Source organism: Curtobacterium sp. PhB172 (genome assembly GCF_003752545.1).
In the GTDB taxonomy this organism is placed as follows: Bacteria; Actinomycetota; Actinomycetes; order Actinomycetales; family Microbacteriaceae; genus Curtobacterium.
The window spans coordinates 68,472-83,677 of the sequence record NZ_RKIF01000005.1 but is presented as its reverse complement, the minus strand read 5'-3'; the positions used below and the strand labels follow the sequence as shown (position 1 = coordinate 83,677).

Genomic DNA, 15,206 nt, shown 5'->3' with positions numbered 1-15,206 from the left:
AAGACGACGGAGCCACAGGCACAGAAGCCCTGCTGGAAGAACCAGACCCGCTCACCGCGCCAACGCCTGTTCCACCCATCCACGCCGATGCGCGCGCAGCCCGAGCGTCACCGCCCGGACCCCGATGTACCCGAGGGCGAACGCCGCCCACAGCCCCGCGAGCGTCCCACCAGCCCACCACAGCAACGGCAGGTACACGACCAGGTTCACGCCGCCCGCGATCGCCAGGTACCGCTCATCCCCTGCGCCGATCAGCACCCCGTCGAGCACGAAGACGTACCCGGCGACGGGCATCCCGACGGCGATGAGCACCAGCACGAGCGGCAGCGCGTCCTGCACAGCGGACGAGTCGGAGAACACCGGCCCGAGCACTCCGCTCACGGCCAGGGTCAGCGCCCCGAGCAGCGCCCCACCGATGATCCCGAGCAGTACGAGCCGCCGCGTCACCAGCCGGACCCGCTCCGGGTCCCGCGCCCCGAGCCCGTGCCCGACGAGCGCCTGCCCGGCGATGGCCAGGGCGTCGAGCGCGAACGCCAGCGTCGAGAAGACGGTCAGCCCGACCTGCGTCGTCGCGAGTCCTGTCGTGCCGAGTCCGGCGGCCGCGCCGACGGTCGCGAGCATCGCGATCCGCAACGACGCGGTCCGCAGGAACAGCCAGGCCCCGGACCGCAGCGCCCGGACGACGCCCGAGGCGCCGGGCCGCAGTGGCGCTCCCGATGATCGCGCGGCCCGCACGGCGATCCGGACGTAGACGATCGCCATCGCCCACTGCACGATGACGGTGCCGGCGGCGGACCCCTCGACGCCCCAGCCCGCGCCGTAGATCAGGGCCGCGTTCAACAGCCCGTTCGCGACGAACCCGACGGTCGCGACGACGAGCGGGGTCTTCGTGTCCTGCAGCCCGCGCAGAAGGCCGGTCGAGGCGGTGACGACCAGGATCCCGGGCAGCCCGATGAGTGAGACCGTCAGGTACGCGGTCGCTGCCGCTGAGACTTCGGGCGACGCACCGAACAGGTCGACGAGCGGCCCGGCGAGCGGCCACCCGACGAGCGCGAGCACCACTCCCAGCACGAGCGCGAGCCACATCCCGTCGATGCCCGCGTGCACGGCGCCTCGACGGTCACCACCACCGAGCGCGCGCGCCACGGCCGGCGTCGTCGAGTACGCCAGGAACACCAGCAGCCCGGTCACGGTCGACAGCACGGCGCTCGCGAGTCCGACGGCCGCCAGCGGCGTCGCGCCGAGGTGCCCGACGAGTGCGGTGTCGGTCAGCAGGAAGAGCGGCTCGACCACGAGCGCGCCGAGCGCGGGTACCGCCAGCCGGACGATGTCGCGGTCGACCGCACGCCGTTCGGCAGTGACTGCGGCTGTCATCGTTCGGGGCACCGGGCCATTCTGGCGGGGATGCGGCACGGGCGTCGTTCGCACACCCGGTGATGGTCGCCATCGTCGACTTGGCCGGTCCTGCTGGATGGCTCGGTGCACAGGCCCCTACGCTGCTCGGATGCGTTCTCTCGTCAAGCTCGATGACTGGTCTGCATCTGACGTCGACGCGGTCTTCGACCTGGCTGACGCATTCCGTGCGGGCCGGGGGCCCGTGACGGAGGGCGCGGCGGTCATGTTCTTCCCGCCGACGAGTCTGCGCACCAGGGCCACGTTCGAGCGGGGCGCTTCGCTCATGGGGCTCGAACCGATCGTGTTCCCGGACACGACACTCGACAAGCCGGAGGCACTGTCAGATGTCGCTCGCTACCTCGAGAACTGGGTCGACATCGTCGTGGTGCGCCACCACGACCTCGCCGTGCTCCACGCCTTGGCCGCGGCTCACGCGTTGCCGGTCGTGAACGCGATGACGGACGACAACCATCCGTGCGAGGTGCTGTCCGACCTTCACGCCTTGCGGCAGCGGGGCGACATCACCGTGATGCGCTTCCTCTTCGTGGGCGCGGACGGCAACATCGCCAGGGCGTGGCAGGAAGCCGCTCGCGTCCTGCAACTCGACCTCATCCAGTGCTGCCCGGCCGAACTCGCAACCCCGGGAGCTGCGTGGACCGACGACCTCGAGGCCGCTGTTCGGTCTGCGGACGTTGTCCTCACCGACGGTCCCGGTGCGCATGCTGACGCGCTCGAGCAGTATCGGATCACGGCGGCTCTCCTCGACCTCGCGCCGCCGGGAGTCCGCTTCAACCCGTGTCCGCCGTTCGTGCGTGGCCGTGAGGTCAGTGTCGACGCTGTCGAACACGCCGCATTCGTCGGACACGACTTCAAGGCCGGACTCCTCCCGGTACAGCAAGCCGTCATGGCGTTCTGCCTCGGCCTCGACTGAGCAGGCGTCCTGATCACCGATCCGCTCCAGGTCGCGGCTCCTGCAGCTCACGGCCGAGGCCGCCGAGGCTGGCCGTGATGACCTCTGTGAGGAGTCGGGCATGCGTGCCGTCCGGGTCGAGATCCGGATCGTAGACGGTGATCGATGCGCCGACGGCACGGGGAGCGAGCGCGCGGAGCAGCTCGATCAGCTCGTGTGGCGTGCAGCCGCCCGGATCGGGACTGTCGACGGCGGGCATCACCGCTGCGTCGAGCACGTCGACGTCGACCTGCAACCAGTAGCCCGCCGCACCCGCCGTCGTCCGCAGGGCCTTGACGACTGTGGCAGTGCCACGGGCGCGCCACTCCGAGGTCGGGACGACTGCGCCGAGCACCGAGCGGACCTCCGCGAGCTCGGCGTCGTCGTCGCGACAGCCGACGTGAGCAGTTCGTGCAGCATCGAAGTACGGGCCGGCACCGTCGATGTCGGACAGCGACGGCCAGTGGTGCCCGACGGCGGCGGCGAGGTCCTCCCCGGCCACGCTCGCGCACGCGTCGCTGTTGCCCGGGTTCCGGAAGTCGGTGTGGCCGTCGACGTGCACCAATCCGACGCCGTCCCGTCGTTTCATCGCGAGGCCGGCGCCGAGCAGCACGCTGCAGTCTCCGCCGACGACCAACGGTGCGGCTCCGGAGGCGAGCACCGTGTCGATGCGGTCGGCGAGCCGCCGCGCGTGGTCGATCACGGCGCGTTCGTTGCGAACGACACCGGGAGCACGGGTTGCGTCGTCATCGACGTAACGGCCGGGAAGGACCACGCCGGCATCAGCAGCTCCCTGCTCCGCGAACCGGCGGTGGAGGCCGGCTTCGCGGAGCGCCTCGGGTGCTTTCGCCGTGCCGGGCACCGCGCCTGGCTGTGGTGGCCGCAGGCCGAGATTCGTCGGGGCAGAGACGAGCGCGATCACCCGACTGAGTGTGTCAGACCGTGCCCGCCTCGCTGTCGGTCAGGTGAGGTGGTGTTCGTGGGCGTAGATCGCTGCGGCGATGCGGTTGCGGAGGCCGAGCTTGGTGAGGACTCCGGCGACGTGGGTCTTGACGGTGACTTCGCCGATGCCGAGCGCTGCGGCGATCTCGGCGTTCGACTGGCCCTTCGCGACGAGGAGGAGCACCTCGTTCTCCCGCTGGGTGAGGTTCGGGAGTGCGCGCCCGTCTGGTGCCCGGAGTGGCCTGGTGGGGAGTTGCGGTGCGAAGCGGTCGAGCAGGAGCCGCGTGATGCGGGGCGCGGTCACGGCATGGCCGGCAGCGACGGCGCGGACGCCCGCGAGGAGCTCGGCGACCGGCGCGTCCTTCAACAGGAATCCACTGGCACCGGCACGCAGCGCCCGGTAGGCGTACTCGTCGAGGTCGAAGGTGGTCAGGATCAGGATCTTCGCGTCGGGGTCCTCGGCGAGGAGCCGTCCGGTGGCTTCGAGGCCGTCCATGCCGGGCATCCGGATGTCGAGGAGGATCACGTCCGGGCGAAGTGCGTTCGCCTGACGGACGGCGCTCCGACCGTCCGGGGCCTCGCCGGCGACCGTGATGTCCTCTGTGTCGTCGAGGATGAGCCGGAACCCCATCCGGATGAGGGCCTGGTCGTCGACGAGGAGCACGCGGATGGTCATGCTCGTGCTCCTCCGGGCCGGATGGCGATGGGGATCGAAGCAGCGATCCGCCATCCGCGGGTGCCATCGGGTCCCGCATCGAGGATGCCGCCGAGCTGGGTGATGCGTTCTTCCATCCCGACCAGCCCGGAGCCTCCGGCTCGGGTCTCGTACGTGACTCCGATGCCGTCGTCCTCGATGCTGAGGACGAGCGCGTCTCGCGAGGCCCTGATGTTCACGGTGAACGTCGTCGCGCTCGCGTGCTTGAGGGTGTTCGTGATGGCCTCCTGGGTCACCCGGTACACGGCGACCCCGATCGCTGCCGGAACTCGGTCGACGGCGCCGGCGGTCTGCAGTGTGGCACGCAGGCCGGCTGCGGTGACGAGGTCGAGCAGCGCCGGTAGCCCGTCGATGCTCGGCGTGGGCAGCAGTCCATCGCTCGCTCGGATCGTCCCGACCGCGTGACGGGTGTCGGCAAGGGCCGTGCGGGCGGTGCGTTCGATCAACCCGACGGCCTCGTCCACGCGCTCCGGTTGCCGAGCCGCCCTGCCGGTGCTGGCCGCCGCGAGGGTGACGATCACGGCGAGGCCGTGGGCGATGACGTCATGCATGTCCCGCGCGATCCGGTTGCGCTCGTCGGCGACCGCGAGCATTGTCTGCTGCTCACGTTCACGCTGTGCGCGAGCGCTCTGCTCCTGCAGGACCGCGACCACGCGGCGGTGGTTGCGGACCGAGGCACCGCACGCGGTCGCCGCGAGGACGAACACGGTGAGGACGGTCAGCATCTCGGTGAAGTGGAGCCCGTGCGGCCACGTGGCGGACGCGGCCACCGCACCCACCTCGGCGATCGCGACCGTGATCGCGGTGTCCCGCACCGGGCGGTGGGCGGCGACGGTCGCCAGCGCGACCAGCACGCTCACGTCCGCAGCGAGCTGCACCCCGATCGACCACTGCACGACGGCGACGACGCTGATGCCGAAGAAGACGGCAACGGGCCATCGTCGACGCACAGTCAGCGGCGCGATCATCGCCAGCGACAGCGTGACGTACGCCACGAGCAGCGGGTCACCGGCCCGGGCGTGGAAGACCAGCTGCGGTGTCACCGCGACGGCGAGGGCACCGGCGATGACGGCATCCGCGACGATCGGGTGCGCCCGCCACCACTGCCGTACCGCGCGGTCGTGACCCAGGACCATCACATCCCGCTGCCGTCGAAGAACGCGGCCAGGGCGGGTGCCGTGTCCGCGACGGTCGACAGGTTCGCCAGGAGCACGATCCCGAGGAACAGCAGCATTCCGGGGAGCAGGATCCCGCCGCCGGCGAGCACCCGGCGGAGACGCCGATCGGCCTTCGGGGTCCGGGTCCGCTGCACCCAGATCGCCGCTGTCCCGGCGACGACCACGATGATCGCAGCGACCGCGGTCACGACGAGTGCTGCGTGGTAGCGGCGGAAGTCATCGATGAGCGCCGCCAACGGCGGGGTCATCGTCCCGGACGCGAGCTCACCGCGGACCTGGAGCACCGAGGTGCCGTCCATCGGGAGGAAGTTCAGCACCGATGACAGCGGAGCCACCGCACCCTGCACGTTCGCCATCACGACCAGCAGCACGACCGGGGCAATCGGAGCACCCAGGACGCCGACCAGGAACAGCCCGACGCGACGCCCCCGCGATCGTGCCCGTGCGAACGCGGTCCAGACACGTTGCCCGACCGGGACCAAGACGACCAGCAGGGCGACCGCGACGATCGCCTTCACGACGTGGAACACGGTCCAGAACGACACCGCGGCGGCCAACGGCGAACTCGACGTCCGCCCGGACCCCACCCACTGCGCGAACCCAGAGGCCACGGCTCCGGGAAGCGCCGCGACGGACAGGTGCGTCCCCGAGGACCAACCGGCGATCGCTGCCGGCCACACGACCACTGCGATCGTCAGCGCTCCCGCCAACGTGAACCACACCACCCCACGGCGATCCACAGTTGCCGGTGTGTTCGTCATCGTCATCATCACCCTCCACCACGTCGGGCGCATCCCGACGAGACAACGGTAGGGAGCGTGACCACACCGCGGCGTCCTCCCCGGACACGAGATGTGGGGTCGGCGAACCTCCTCCTCGGGGAGGACCCGGCGGACGGAACCTGCGAGTTTCACACGCTCGGCACCGGTTCCGGGGTTCAGTCGCGGACGACCTCGTTGATCGCGGCCCAGCCGAGCGTCGGTGGTGCCGAGACGACAGCACCCGGCGTGCCGAACATCTGTGCAGCCCAATCGCTGGCGACGCTGTACGCGGCTTCGGCGATGGCCGATCCAGCGCTGACCCGGCTCGCTCCCGCCCGGGCGAGGTCACCGACCGACAGGGTCCCGGGCCCGAACGCGACGTTGAGGGGCAGCTCGATCGCGTCCACGAGCATCGAGATCGTGGCGGCCGACAGTGCTCCGAGCACGAAGACGCCACTGGCGCCGGCGCTGGCGTAGGCGTTCGCGCGGGTGAGCGTCTCCTCCGCCCAGGCGTCGCTGCCGGGCCCGCCCCGCAGGTGGGTGTCGATCCGAGCGTTGACGAAGAGTGGGATGCCGGCATCATCCGCAGCCTGGCGGGCTGCGCGGATGCGGTCCTCCTGTTCCGCCACCGGCCGGAGGGAGTCCTCGATGTTCACGCCGGAGACGCCGAGCTCGAGGAACGCGGACACGGTCGAGGCGACGTCGCTCGGTGTCTCGCCGTACCCGCGCTCGATGTCGGCGGTGAAGGGGACGTCGACCGCCGCCGCGATCGGCCGAACGGCGTCCAGTGCGCCGTCCCGGGTCAGGTCGTTGCCGTCGCGGTGGCCGCTTGACCAGGCGACGCCGGCGCTCGTCGTCGCGATCGCACGCGCTCCGGCCGAGAGGACGATGCGCGCGGACGCGACGTCCCACACGTTCGGCAGGACGACCGGTGCGCCGGGGACGTGCATCGCGGTGAAGGTGCGCGTGCGCTCGAGGTGCGTGCTCATCGTGCAATCTCAGCACACCGGCTCAGAACGGCCAGTCCGACGGGTGGGTCAGCGGCACTGCACGATCTGCACGTCGTCTTGGTGGGCGATCCGTCCGGGGCTGTCGGTCCGCAGCTCCACCCACGCGACTCCGTACCGGTCGAGCAGGTCGAGGTAGTCCGCGCTCATCGTGAGCAGCGCCGTGGCACTCGTTCGGAACCAGGATCGCGCTCCCGGATTGTGTGTCTCGTCGTGGCCGCGCCGAGGCCGGCCCACGTCGTCGACGTGCGTCGTGACGGACGGGAGGCCCGTGGCGGCGCCGCCACGGGCCTCCCGTCCGGTGGTCCCACGTCGTCAGGCCGGACGCGCGTTCCGGCCGACCACTCGCGTCAGTCGGCGCGCGGCTCGGCGGGGACGCCGCCGATGGCGGCGTGCGCTTCCTCTGAGGCAGCGGGCGTCGCCTCGTCGGTGCCGCGCGCCCGCCCGATCAGGTCCATCAGGTGGTAGACGACGATCGCGGCGATGGTGCCGAGGATGATGCCGCCGAAGCTCGCCTGGCCGAACGCGAACGTGAAGTCCGCGATGCCGATGATGAGCGCGATGCCAGCGGTCAGCTGGTTCTTCGGCTTCGAGAAGTCGACCCGGTTCTCGACCCAGATCCGGATGCCGATGACACCGATCAGGCCGTACAGGGCGGTCGTCGCACCGCCGAGCACGCCGGCGGGGACCGAGGAGATGACCGCACCGATCTTCGGGGAGAGGCCGAGCAGGACGGCGGCGATCGCGGCGACCCAGTACGCGGCGGTGGAGAAGACGCGGGTGGCGGCCATGACGCCGATGTTCTCGCCGTAGGTGGTGGTGGCGGAGCCGCCGCCGGCACCGGCGAGCACGGTGGAGATGCCGTCGGCGAAGAGCGCACGCCCGGTGAGGGGCGTGAGATCACGGCCGGTGAGCTGTCCGACACCCTTCACGTGGCCGACGTTCTCGGCGACGAGCGCCAGCACGACCGGCACGAACGCCAGGTAGATCGCGAGCTGCGACGGGTCGAACGCGGGAGCGGTGAACGTCGGCAGGCCGATCCACGGTGCCGCGTCGACCTTGGAGTAGTCGACCTGACCGCCGATCAGTGCTGCGACGTAGCCGATGAGGACGCCGATGACGATCGACAGGCGACCGATCAACCCCTTGAACAGGACGGTGACCAGGATGATCGCGGCGAGGGTGATGACCGCGACCACCGGGGCGGCCGTGAAGTTGTTCTTCGCCGCCGGAGCCAGGTTGAACCCGATCAGGGCGACGATCGCACCGGACACCACCGGGGGCATCAGGCGGTCGATCCAGCCGGCGCCAGCCAGGTGCACCACGAGCCCGACGATCGCGAGCAGGGCGCCGACGACGATGATGCCCGACAGGGCGAGGGGGATGCCGCCGATCTTCGTCGCGGCGCCGATCGGCGCGATGAACGCGAACGACGACCCGAGGTAGCTCGGCAGCCGGTTGCCGGTGATGAGCAGGAACAGGATCGTGCCGATCCCGCTGAAGAGCAGGGTCGTCGACGGCGGGAAGCCCGTCAGCAGCGGCACCAGGAAGGTGGCGCCGAACATCGCGACGACGTGCTGCACGCCGAGACCGATCGTCCGGCCCCAGGTGAGTCGCTCGTCCGGTGCCACGATCGTCGTCGCGGAGACGGTCTTGCCGTCGCCGTGCAGCTTCCACGGAAGTCCCATGCGATGACCGTACCGGCAGCCGTACGCCCGTGACGTCCCGCGGTTCCCACCTGTGGACAACTTGTATATGGTGTGTGGAGTACCACCGGAGGAGCACCATGCCGCAGTCGTCCCCGTCCATCTCCCCAGCACGTCGCGCCCTGGCGACCGTCGCCGTCGCGGCGGTCGCGCTGTCGCCCGTCCTGGCGGCCACGTCGGCCAGCGCCGCGAACGGGTCCAGTGCCGCTGCGACGCGGCAGACACCGCGGGCCGACTTCACCGCCGGTGTGCGGTCGATCGACCACGGACTGGGTGTCGTCACACTCGTCGGGACCGGGCCGGCCGGGGGCAGCGTGGGCATCACGGGCGACGGTGTCGAGACCACGTGGACCGAGGCCGGCCCTGACGGGTCGTGGAACACCCCGGTCCGGGTGCGATCGGGTGCACGCGTGCTCCACGTCACCTCGCAGGTGACCGGACGACAGGTCGACGTCCCGGTGGACGTCCTCGTGCTCACCCCGCCGGAGATGCTCGCCACCGTCGACGGCCTCGCCCGCACGATCACCCTCGACGGCTCCGGGCACCCCAGAGCGCACATCGTGATCAAGGACGGCAGGGAGACCGTCGGCGAGACCGATACAGATGCGGACGGTGCCTGGTCCGCCACCCTGCGGGACCTGGCCTTCGGCGACCACCACATCGAGGCGTGGCAGTACTTCGACGGCACGCACAACGGCGGTGTCGACGACGTGTACACGGTCTCGGGTGCGGCGATCGTGTCCACCGCGACCGCTTCGCGTGAGACGGAACGGGTGTCGATCACCGGACGGGCACCGGTCGGGACGACGCTGCGGTTCGCGGACGCCGACGGGCCGGTCCTCGACCCCGACGGCCACCCGGTGACGGCGACGACCGCGGCGGACACCTCGTGGTCCGTCGAGCTGCCCATCCCAGCCACGGCCCGCTTCTACTCCGTCACCGTGACGACCTTCGACGGCGGGACCGAGCTCGGCGCGACCGAGGCGCGGGTCACGGTCCCGCTCGCACTCACCGGAACGGTCGACGTCCTCGCCGACGGGTCCGTCCGGCTCACGGGCACCGGCGAGATCGGTGGGGTCGTCGCGCTCGAGGCCGAGGACGGCACCGCGATCGAGAGCGCCGACGGACACCCGATCGCGACGTCGATCGGACGCGGCTGGGAACTCACGGTCCCGCGCACGCTGCTGCCGGGCGACGTGGTCGTCGCGCGGCAGCGGGTGGACGGCGTCGAACAGGGTGCGCTCCGCCTGGTGCTGCCGAAGCTCCCGGTCCGCCCGACGCCGCGGCCGGAGCCCGGCCAGGGCCCCGGTCACGGCACGGGCTCCGGGCCCGAGGTGTCCACCGGTACCCACCCGACGGCGCAGCACGCGGCAGCGGGCCGGATCACCGTCGCCTCGGCGAAGCAACTGGCGTACACGGGAACCGACCCCGGCGTACCCATCCGGATCGCCGCTGCGCTCCTGGCGTCCGGCCTCGGGGCGCTCGTCGTGGCCCGCCGGTTGCGTCGTGGCGCAGCCCACCGCGACTGACTCCGCTCGAACATGGCGTCGGTGGCTATCGTGGACGGCATGACCGACGTCGCACGTGCCTCCGGCATCCACACTGACGAACTCGACCCCGCGGTGCGCCCCCAGGACGACCTGTACCGCCACGTGAACGGCACCTGGATCGCTGAGACGCCGATCCCCGACGACAAGGCCCGCTACGGCTCGTTCACGGTGCTGGCGGAGGCCGCCGAACTCGCCGTCCGCGCGATCATCGAGCGCTCGCAGCAGGCCGCACCCGGCACCGAGGAGCGCAAGGTCGGTGACCTCTTCTCCTCCTTCACCGACGAAGCACGGCTCGAAGAGCTCGCCACCGCGCCGATCGAGCCGCTCCTCGCCGAGATCACGGCCATCGAGTCCGTGCCGGAGCTCATCGCCAGCGTCGGACGCTTCGAGCGTCTGGGGCTGCCGAGCTTCCTGCAGCTCTTCGTCGACAACGACCCGGGCGACCCCGAGTCCTACGTCGTGTTCCTCGAGCAGTCCGGTCTCGGCCTGCCCGACGAGTCCTACTACCGTGAAGAGCGCTTCGCCGACATCCGGACGAAGTACCGCGAGTTCGTCGCGGCGATGTTCCCGCTCGCTGGGTTCGAGGACGGCGGCGACCGCACCGAGCACGTCATCGCGCTCGAGACGGCCCTGGCGTCGAAGCACTGGGACAACGTCACCACCCGCGACAGCCAGAAGACCTACAACAAGCTGCCCTGGGCCGAGGTCGCGGCGCTCGCCGAGGGCATCGACCTGCAGACGTGGTGGCAGGCCATCGACGCACCGGCCGGCGCGTTCGAGACCGTCGTGGTCCGCGAGCCGTCGTTCATCACGGGCCTGGCCGAACTCCTGCGCGACCAGCCGCTCGAGGTCTGGAAGGACTGGCTGCGCTGGCAGGTCATCCGTGGCTCGGCCGCGTACCTGACGAGCGCGTTCTCGGCCACGAACTTCTCGTTCTACGGCACCGCCCTCACCGGGGCGCCGAAGCAGCGCGAGCGCTGGAAGCGCGGCGTCTCCCTGGTGGAGGGCGCGATGGGCGAGGCCGTCGGCCGGATCTACGTGCAGGAGCACTTCGACGAGACCTCGAAGGCCACGATGGACGACCTCGTCGCCAACCTGGTCGAGGCGTACCGGCAGAGCATCACGGCGCTCGACTGGATGACCGACGAGACCCGCGCGCGTGCCCTCGACAAGCTCGACAAGTTCACGCCGAAGATCGGGTACCCGGTCAAGTGGCGCGACTACTCGGCGCTGCCGGTCGTGCCCGACGACCTCGTCGCGAACGTCCGCGCCGTCGCGTCGTTCCAGGTCGACCGCGAGCTCGGCAAGATCGGCAAGCCGATCGACCGCGACGAGTGGTTCATGACCCCGCAGACGATCAACGCGTACTACAACCCCGGTTTCAACGAGATCGTGTTCCCCGCGGCGATCCTGCAGTTCCCGTTCTTCGACGCCGACCGCGACGCCGCCGCTAACTACGGTGCGATCGGTGCCGTCATCGGCCACGAGATCGGGCACGGCTTCGACGACCAGGGCTCGCAGTACGACGGCGACGGCAAGCTCGAGAACTGGTGGACCGAGGCCGACCGCACGGCGTTCGAGGAGCGCACGAAGGCCCTCATCGCCCAGTACGACGCGCTCGTCCCGACCGAGGTGCCGGACGGCCACGTCAACGGTGCCCTGACGATCGGCGAGAACATCGGCGACCTCGGTGGCCTGTCGATCGCGTGGAAGGCGTACCTGCTGTCGCTCGACGGCCAGGAGCCCCCGGTCGTCGACGGCCTGACCGGTGCCGAGCGGTTCTTCCTGAGCTGGGCGCAGGCGTGGCAGATGGCGATCCGTCCGGAGGAAGCCGCGCGCCTGCTGTCGATCGACCCGCACTCGCCGAACGAGTTCCGGTGCAACCAGGTCGTCCGCAACATCGACGGCTACTACGACACGTTCGGCGTGACCGAGAAGGACGCGATGTACCTCGACCCCGCCGAGCGCGTCGCGATCTGGTGATGGTGGAGCCGGACGCGGCTCGGTCGTCACGCCGTCGGCGGCCGGAGGACCGCTCGGATGGTGGCGGCCGGGCACGCGGTCGGCACAGCGGTCGGCCGGACGACCGCTTCGGCGCCACGACCGAGGCCCTCGGCGCCCTCGCCCTCGACGGTGCCGGGGTCAGCGCCTCGGTGATCGACACCTCGACCGGCAAGGCCCTGCTGGCGATCGACGACACCGTCGTGCAGCCCGTCGCGAGCCTCGGCAGGGTGCTGCTGCTGATCGAGGTCGCGGCGCAGCTCGAGGACGGCCGCCTGCACGGCGACCGCCTCCAGCGCATGGCGCGGGACACCGCGACCGGTGCCGGCCTGTGGCAGTTCCTGCAGGAACCGACGATGCAGGTGCCCGACCTGGCGACCCTGGTCGGTGCCACCGGTGACACGTGGGCGATGAACGCACTGTTGTCGACGGTCGGCATCGACGCCGTCCGCGAGCGTGCCGAATCGCTCGGCATCGAGCGGACCGCGCTGATCGACCGGGTGCGCGACCGTCGTGGTCCGGACGACGCCCCGGACGCTTCGGTGGCCCCGACGGGTGAGCTCGCGTGGGTGATGCGCGGACTGGCGCTCGGGGAGGTCGTGGACGAAGCGGTCTCGAACCGGGTGCTCGGCTGGCTGTCGCTGGCGAGTGACCTCAACCTGGTCGCCGGCTCGTTCGGCCTCGACCCTCTGGCGCACCGTGCGCTCGACCACGGGTTGCAGGTCGTCACGGTCACCGGGTCCAGCACGGGTGTGCGGGCCGAGGCGGGGATCCTCCGGGGCCCGGGGTCGTCGGTGAGCTACGCCGTGACGGTGACGTTCGACGATGCCTCGTTGCAGCGGCGCCTCGCGGTGATCGAGGCGCTGCGGACCATGGGCACCGAGGTGCTCGAGGCCGTGCACGCACCCGCTCGTCGCTGACCCGGGCGGGCGCAGTCCCGCGTCGGTCCGGTGTCGTTCCGCTCAGCGGAGCAGCACGAACGAGCGCAGCGGCTGCGGCTCGACGTCGTGTACCTCGATGAACCCGAGCGACTCGTAGAACGCCCGCTGGCCCGGTTCGGCGTCGGTCAGCAGGACGGTCTGCCGGATGTCCTCGTACCGACGGAGCACCGCATCGAGCAGCGCACCGCCGATGCCGAGCCGATGCGCTGACGGCACGACGAGCACGTCCTGCACGTACACGATGGTCATCCCGTCGGAGATCGTGCGGACGAGACCGAGCAGCCGACCGGCAGCGTCGCGGGCGGTCAGCACCGAGTGGGATCCGGCGATCGAAGCCGTCAGGGCCTCGGGATCATCGGTGTAGGCGGTCCACCCGACGGCGTCGTACAGCGCCACGAGCTCGGCCGTACCTGGTCGTTCGTCCCTGATCGTGAACGTCACGGTTCCATGGTGCCCGAGTCGACGCTGACCACGCCTCCGCACAGCCGAAGTGATCTCGAACCGTGCAACTGCGTGGCGCGCAGTGACTTTGGTTGTGCGGCGCTCCGCAGCGGCAACCCCGCAGCTCCCGCTACGACGTCGCCTGCCCCTCCGGCACGAGCGCCTGCACGGACAGCAGCGACGCATCGGCGGACGAGCACGCCTGGTAGTCGGCGTCCTTCGCGAACAGCGACTGCTCGGATCCGGGCGGGTACACGCGGAAGCCGTCCGGGGTCTTCGGCGAGCAGTCGGCCTTCGAGTAGTTCCCGGCCTGGACGATCTTGAGCGGTGCCACGGCGGTCTGCCCGGCGGCCAGGGTCACGGTCGGGTGCGGTGAGTTCTTCTCCTGCGTCGCCGCGGCACCGATCTGACTGCCGTTGCCACCGCCGACGAACGAGACGCCCGGCCAGCCCTGCAGGGTGCAGGTGGTCGACCCGGTGTTCTGCAGAGCGAGGTGCACGATGACGCTTCCGGCCGCACCGCCGCTGCCCGGCTCGATGCTGGCGGCGAGCGAGGACGCGGCACAGCGACTGCCAGCGGCCGACCCGGACCCCGACGACCCGGATCCGGAGGACCCGGAACCGGTACCGGCCGCCGCCGACGAGCCGGACGACGGCGTTGCGGACGACGATGACGTCGACGAGGACGACGATGCGGACGGCGACGGCGCGGGTGCGGTCACCGTCTCGGTGGCGGAGGGTTCCCCGCCGGAGGCACAACCCGCCAACGCCCCGACTGCGACGAGCCCGGTGACGGCGAGCAGGAACTTCGATCGACTGCTGCGTTGCATGGTGCACAGGCAACCACCACCGGGAGACCGCGGTTCGGTCGGCATCCAGGGACCGCGAGCACACTCCGGAGCAAGGAACCCGAGCAGCGGAGGTCGGACATGACGGGCAAGCACGAACAGGCACGTGGCGACGAGGGTCGCGCGGACGGGGTCGAGACCCGCGCAGGTGCCTTCACGGACAGCGACATCCCCGGCGAGGAGCGCGTCACGACGACGGAGCCCGTCGGCGAGTTCGTCGCGAGCGACATCCCGGGTGAGGCGCGCCCGGAGTCGAGCGGACCCGACGGCGAGTACGTCGAGTCGGACATCCCCGGCGAGGCCGAACCGACGCAGGACGGCGAGACCGGCCACTACGTCGACAAGGACCAGGCCTGACGACTTAGTCGATGCGCTCCGCCGCCACCAGGCGGCGGAGCGTCTCCACGCCCGCTGGCGGGCAGCGACCGGCGTCCGTCGAGGTGACCCACTCGACCTCGTCCACCTCGGCCGAGGCGACGGGCGTGGCGGAGTCCAACGGGCCTCCTGGTCGGACCAGGAACAGCGTCATCGCGACCATCGTGCCGGGCGCCTGCCCGTGGGCGGGCTCGAGGACGACACCGAACGGGTCGACGTCATCGGCGGTCACCCGCAGGCCGGTCTCCTCGTGGGCTTCGCGGATGGCGGCGTCAAGGTCGGTCTCGTGCGGCTCGGCCTTGCCGCCGGGCAGGTAGAGCACGTCGCGCGCTCGCGCACGCACCATCAGGACGCGTCGGTCCCGCACCAGCAGGAGCGCGCTGACACGCAGGGTCGCG

The 15,206-nt window shown here is 71.0% G+C and carries 16 protein-coding genes; 6 read left to right on the top strand and 10 right to left on the bottom strand.

The genetic code is table 11. The features are described from left to right. Positions 1-51: 51 nt before the first annotated feature. Positions 52-1,374: an MATE family efflux transporter gene (locus tag EDF42_RS01380; protein ID WP_123671256.1), complete on the bottom strand. Its 1,323-nt coding sequence runs from the start codon at positions 1,372-1,374 to the stop codon at positions 52-54. A gap of 130 nt (positions 1,375-1,504) precedes the next feature. Here EDF42_RS01380 and EDF42_RS01375 point away from each other — a divergent pair, with 130 nt between their 5' ends. Next, positions 1,505-2,326, top strand: coding sequence for an ornithine carbamoyltransferase (locus EDF42_RS01375; protein ID WP_123671255.1), 822 nt, complete (start codon positions 1,505-1,507; stop codon positions 2,324-2,326). A 13-nt stretch (positions 2,327-2,339) separates the two neighbouring features. Here the strand turns inward: EDF42_RS01375 and EDF42_RS01370 are convergent, their stop codons facing one another. The 6 genes from EDF42_RS01370 to EDF42_RS01340 all read right to left on the bottom strand — a co-directional run bounded on the left by EDF42_RS01370 (position 2,340) and on the right by EDF42_RS01340 (position 8,635). Next, positions 2,340-3,206, bottom strand: a complete 867-nt coding sequence (locus EDF42_RS01370; RefSeq protein ID WP_260235067.1) for an arginase family protein — start codon at positions 3,204-3,206, stop codon at positions 2,340-2,342. A gap of 99 nt (positions 3,207-3,305) precedes the next feature. After that, positions 3,306-3,962: a response regulator transcription factor gene (locus EDF42_RS01365; protein ID WP_123339245.1), complete on the bottom strand. Its 657-nt coding sequence runs from the start codon at positions 3,960-3,962 to the stop codon at positions 3,306-3,308. Next, positions 3,959-5,137, bottom strand: a complete 1,179-nt coding sequence (locus tag EDF42_RS01360) for a sensor histidine kinase (RefSeq protein ID WP_123671253.1) — start codon at positions 5,135-5,137, stop codon at positions 3,959-3,961. Before EDF42_RS01360 ends, EDF42_RS01365 begins: the two co-directional genes overlap by 4 nt. Beyond that, positions 5,137-5,940: a hypothetical protein gene (locus EDF42_RS01355; protein ID WP_148067586.1), complete on the bottom strand. Its 804-nt coding sequence runs from the start codon at positions 5,938-5,940 to the stop codon at positions 5,137-5,139. Before EDF42_RS01355 ends, EDF42_RS01360 begins: the two co-directional genes overlap by 1 nt. Before the next feature lie 176 nt (positions 5,941-6,116). Continuing rightward, positions 6,117-6,929 carry an isocitrate lyase/phosphoenolpyruvate mutase family protein gene (locus EDF42_RS01350; protein ID WP_123339242.1) on the bottom strand — a complete coding sequence of 271 codons (813 nt, stop codon included), beginning with the start codon at positions 6,927-6,929 and terminating at the stop codon, positions 6,117-6,119. Positions 6,930-7,297: 368 nt separating this feature from the next. Beyond that, positions 7,298-8,635, bottom strand: a complete 1,338-nt coding sequence (locus EDF42_RS01340) for a uracil-xanthine permease family protein (RefSeq protein WP_123671251.1) — start codon at positions 8,633-8,635, stop codon at positions 7,298-7,300. A 98-nt stretch (positions 8,636-8,733) separates the two neighbouring features. On the opposite strand from EDF42_RS01340, the gene EDF42_RS01335 reads away from it, so the two are divergent. From EDF42_RS01335 to EDF42_RS01325, 3 genes are read left to right on the top strand one after another with little or no spacing between them, the layout of a single operon-like run. Next, positions 8,734-10,182 (top strand): hypothetical protein, encoded by a 1,449-nt coding sequence (locus tag EDF42_RS01335; RefSeq protein WP_123339240.1) that lies wholly within the window; start codon positions 8,734-8,736, stop codon positions 10,180-10,182. Between the two features lie 39 nt (positions 10,183-10,221). Further along, positions 10,222-12,186, top strand: a complete 1,965-nt coding sequence (locus EDF42_RS01330; protein ID WP_123671557.1) for a M13 family metallopeptidase — start codon at positions 10,222-10,224, stop codon at positions 12,184-12,186. After that, a complete protein-coding gene (locus EDF42_RS01325) occupies positions 12,186-13,124 on the top strand; it encodes a serine hydrolase (RefSeq protein ID WP_123671250.1) in 939 nt (312 codons plus the stop codon). The genes EDF42_RS01330 and EDF42_RS01325 overlap by 1 nt, the downstream gene beginning before the upstream one ends. 42 nt (positions 13,125-13,166) lie before the next feature. On the opposite strand, the gene EDF42_RS01320 is transcribed toward EDF42_RS01325, so the two are convergent. Beyond that, positions 13,167-13,586, bottom strand: a complete 420-nt coding sequence (locus EDF42_RS01320) for a GNAT family N-acetyltransferase (protein WP_260234961.1) — start codon at positions 13,584-13,586, stop codon at positions 13,167-13,169. 130 nt (positions 13,587-13,716) lie between these two features. Next, positions 13,717-14,124, bottom strand: a complete 408-nt coding sequence (locus tag EDF42_RS19170) for a DUF4232 domain-containing protein (RefSeq protein WP_260212659.1) — start codon at positions 14,122-14,124, stop codon at positions 13,717-13,719. On the opposite strand from EDF42_RS19170, the gene EDF42_RS19165 reads away from it, so the two are divergent. Both EDF42_RS19165 and EDF42_RS01310 read left to right on the top strand, forming a co-directional pair. Beyond that, on the top strand, positions 14,051-14,518 hold the full coding sequence (locus tag EDF42_RS19165; RefSeq protein WP_260235074.1) for a hypothetical protein: 468 nt from the start codon (positions 14,051-14,053) through the stop codon (positions 14,516-14,518). The genes EDF42_RS19170 and EDF42_RS19165 overlap by 74 nt on opposite strands. Further along, on the top strand, positions 14,515-14,790 hold the full coding sequence (locus tag EDF42_RS01310; RefSeq protein WP_123294504.1) for a hypothetical protein: 276 nt from the start codon (positions 14,515-14,517) through the stop codon (positions 14,788-14,790). Before EDF42_RS19165 ends, EDF42_RS01310 begins: the two co-directional genes overlap by 4 nt. A gap of 4 nt (positions 14,791-14,794) precedes the next feature. Here EDF42_RS01310 and EDF42_RS01305 read toward each other — a convergent pair whose 3' ends face one another. Beyond that, the gene (locus EDF42_RS01305; RefSeq protein ID WP_260212658.1) at positions 14,795-15,199 is read right to left on the bottom strand and encodes an NUDIX domain-containing protein; all 405 of its coding nucleotides are present in this window, start codon (positions 15,197-15,199) and stop codon (positions 14,795-14,797) included. Between the last annotated feature and the right edge of the window lie 7 nt (positions 15,200-15,206).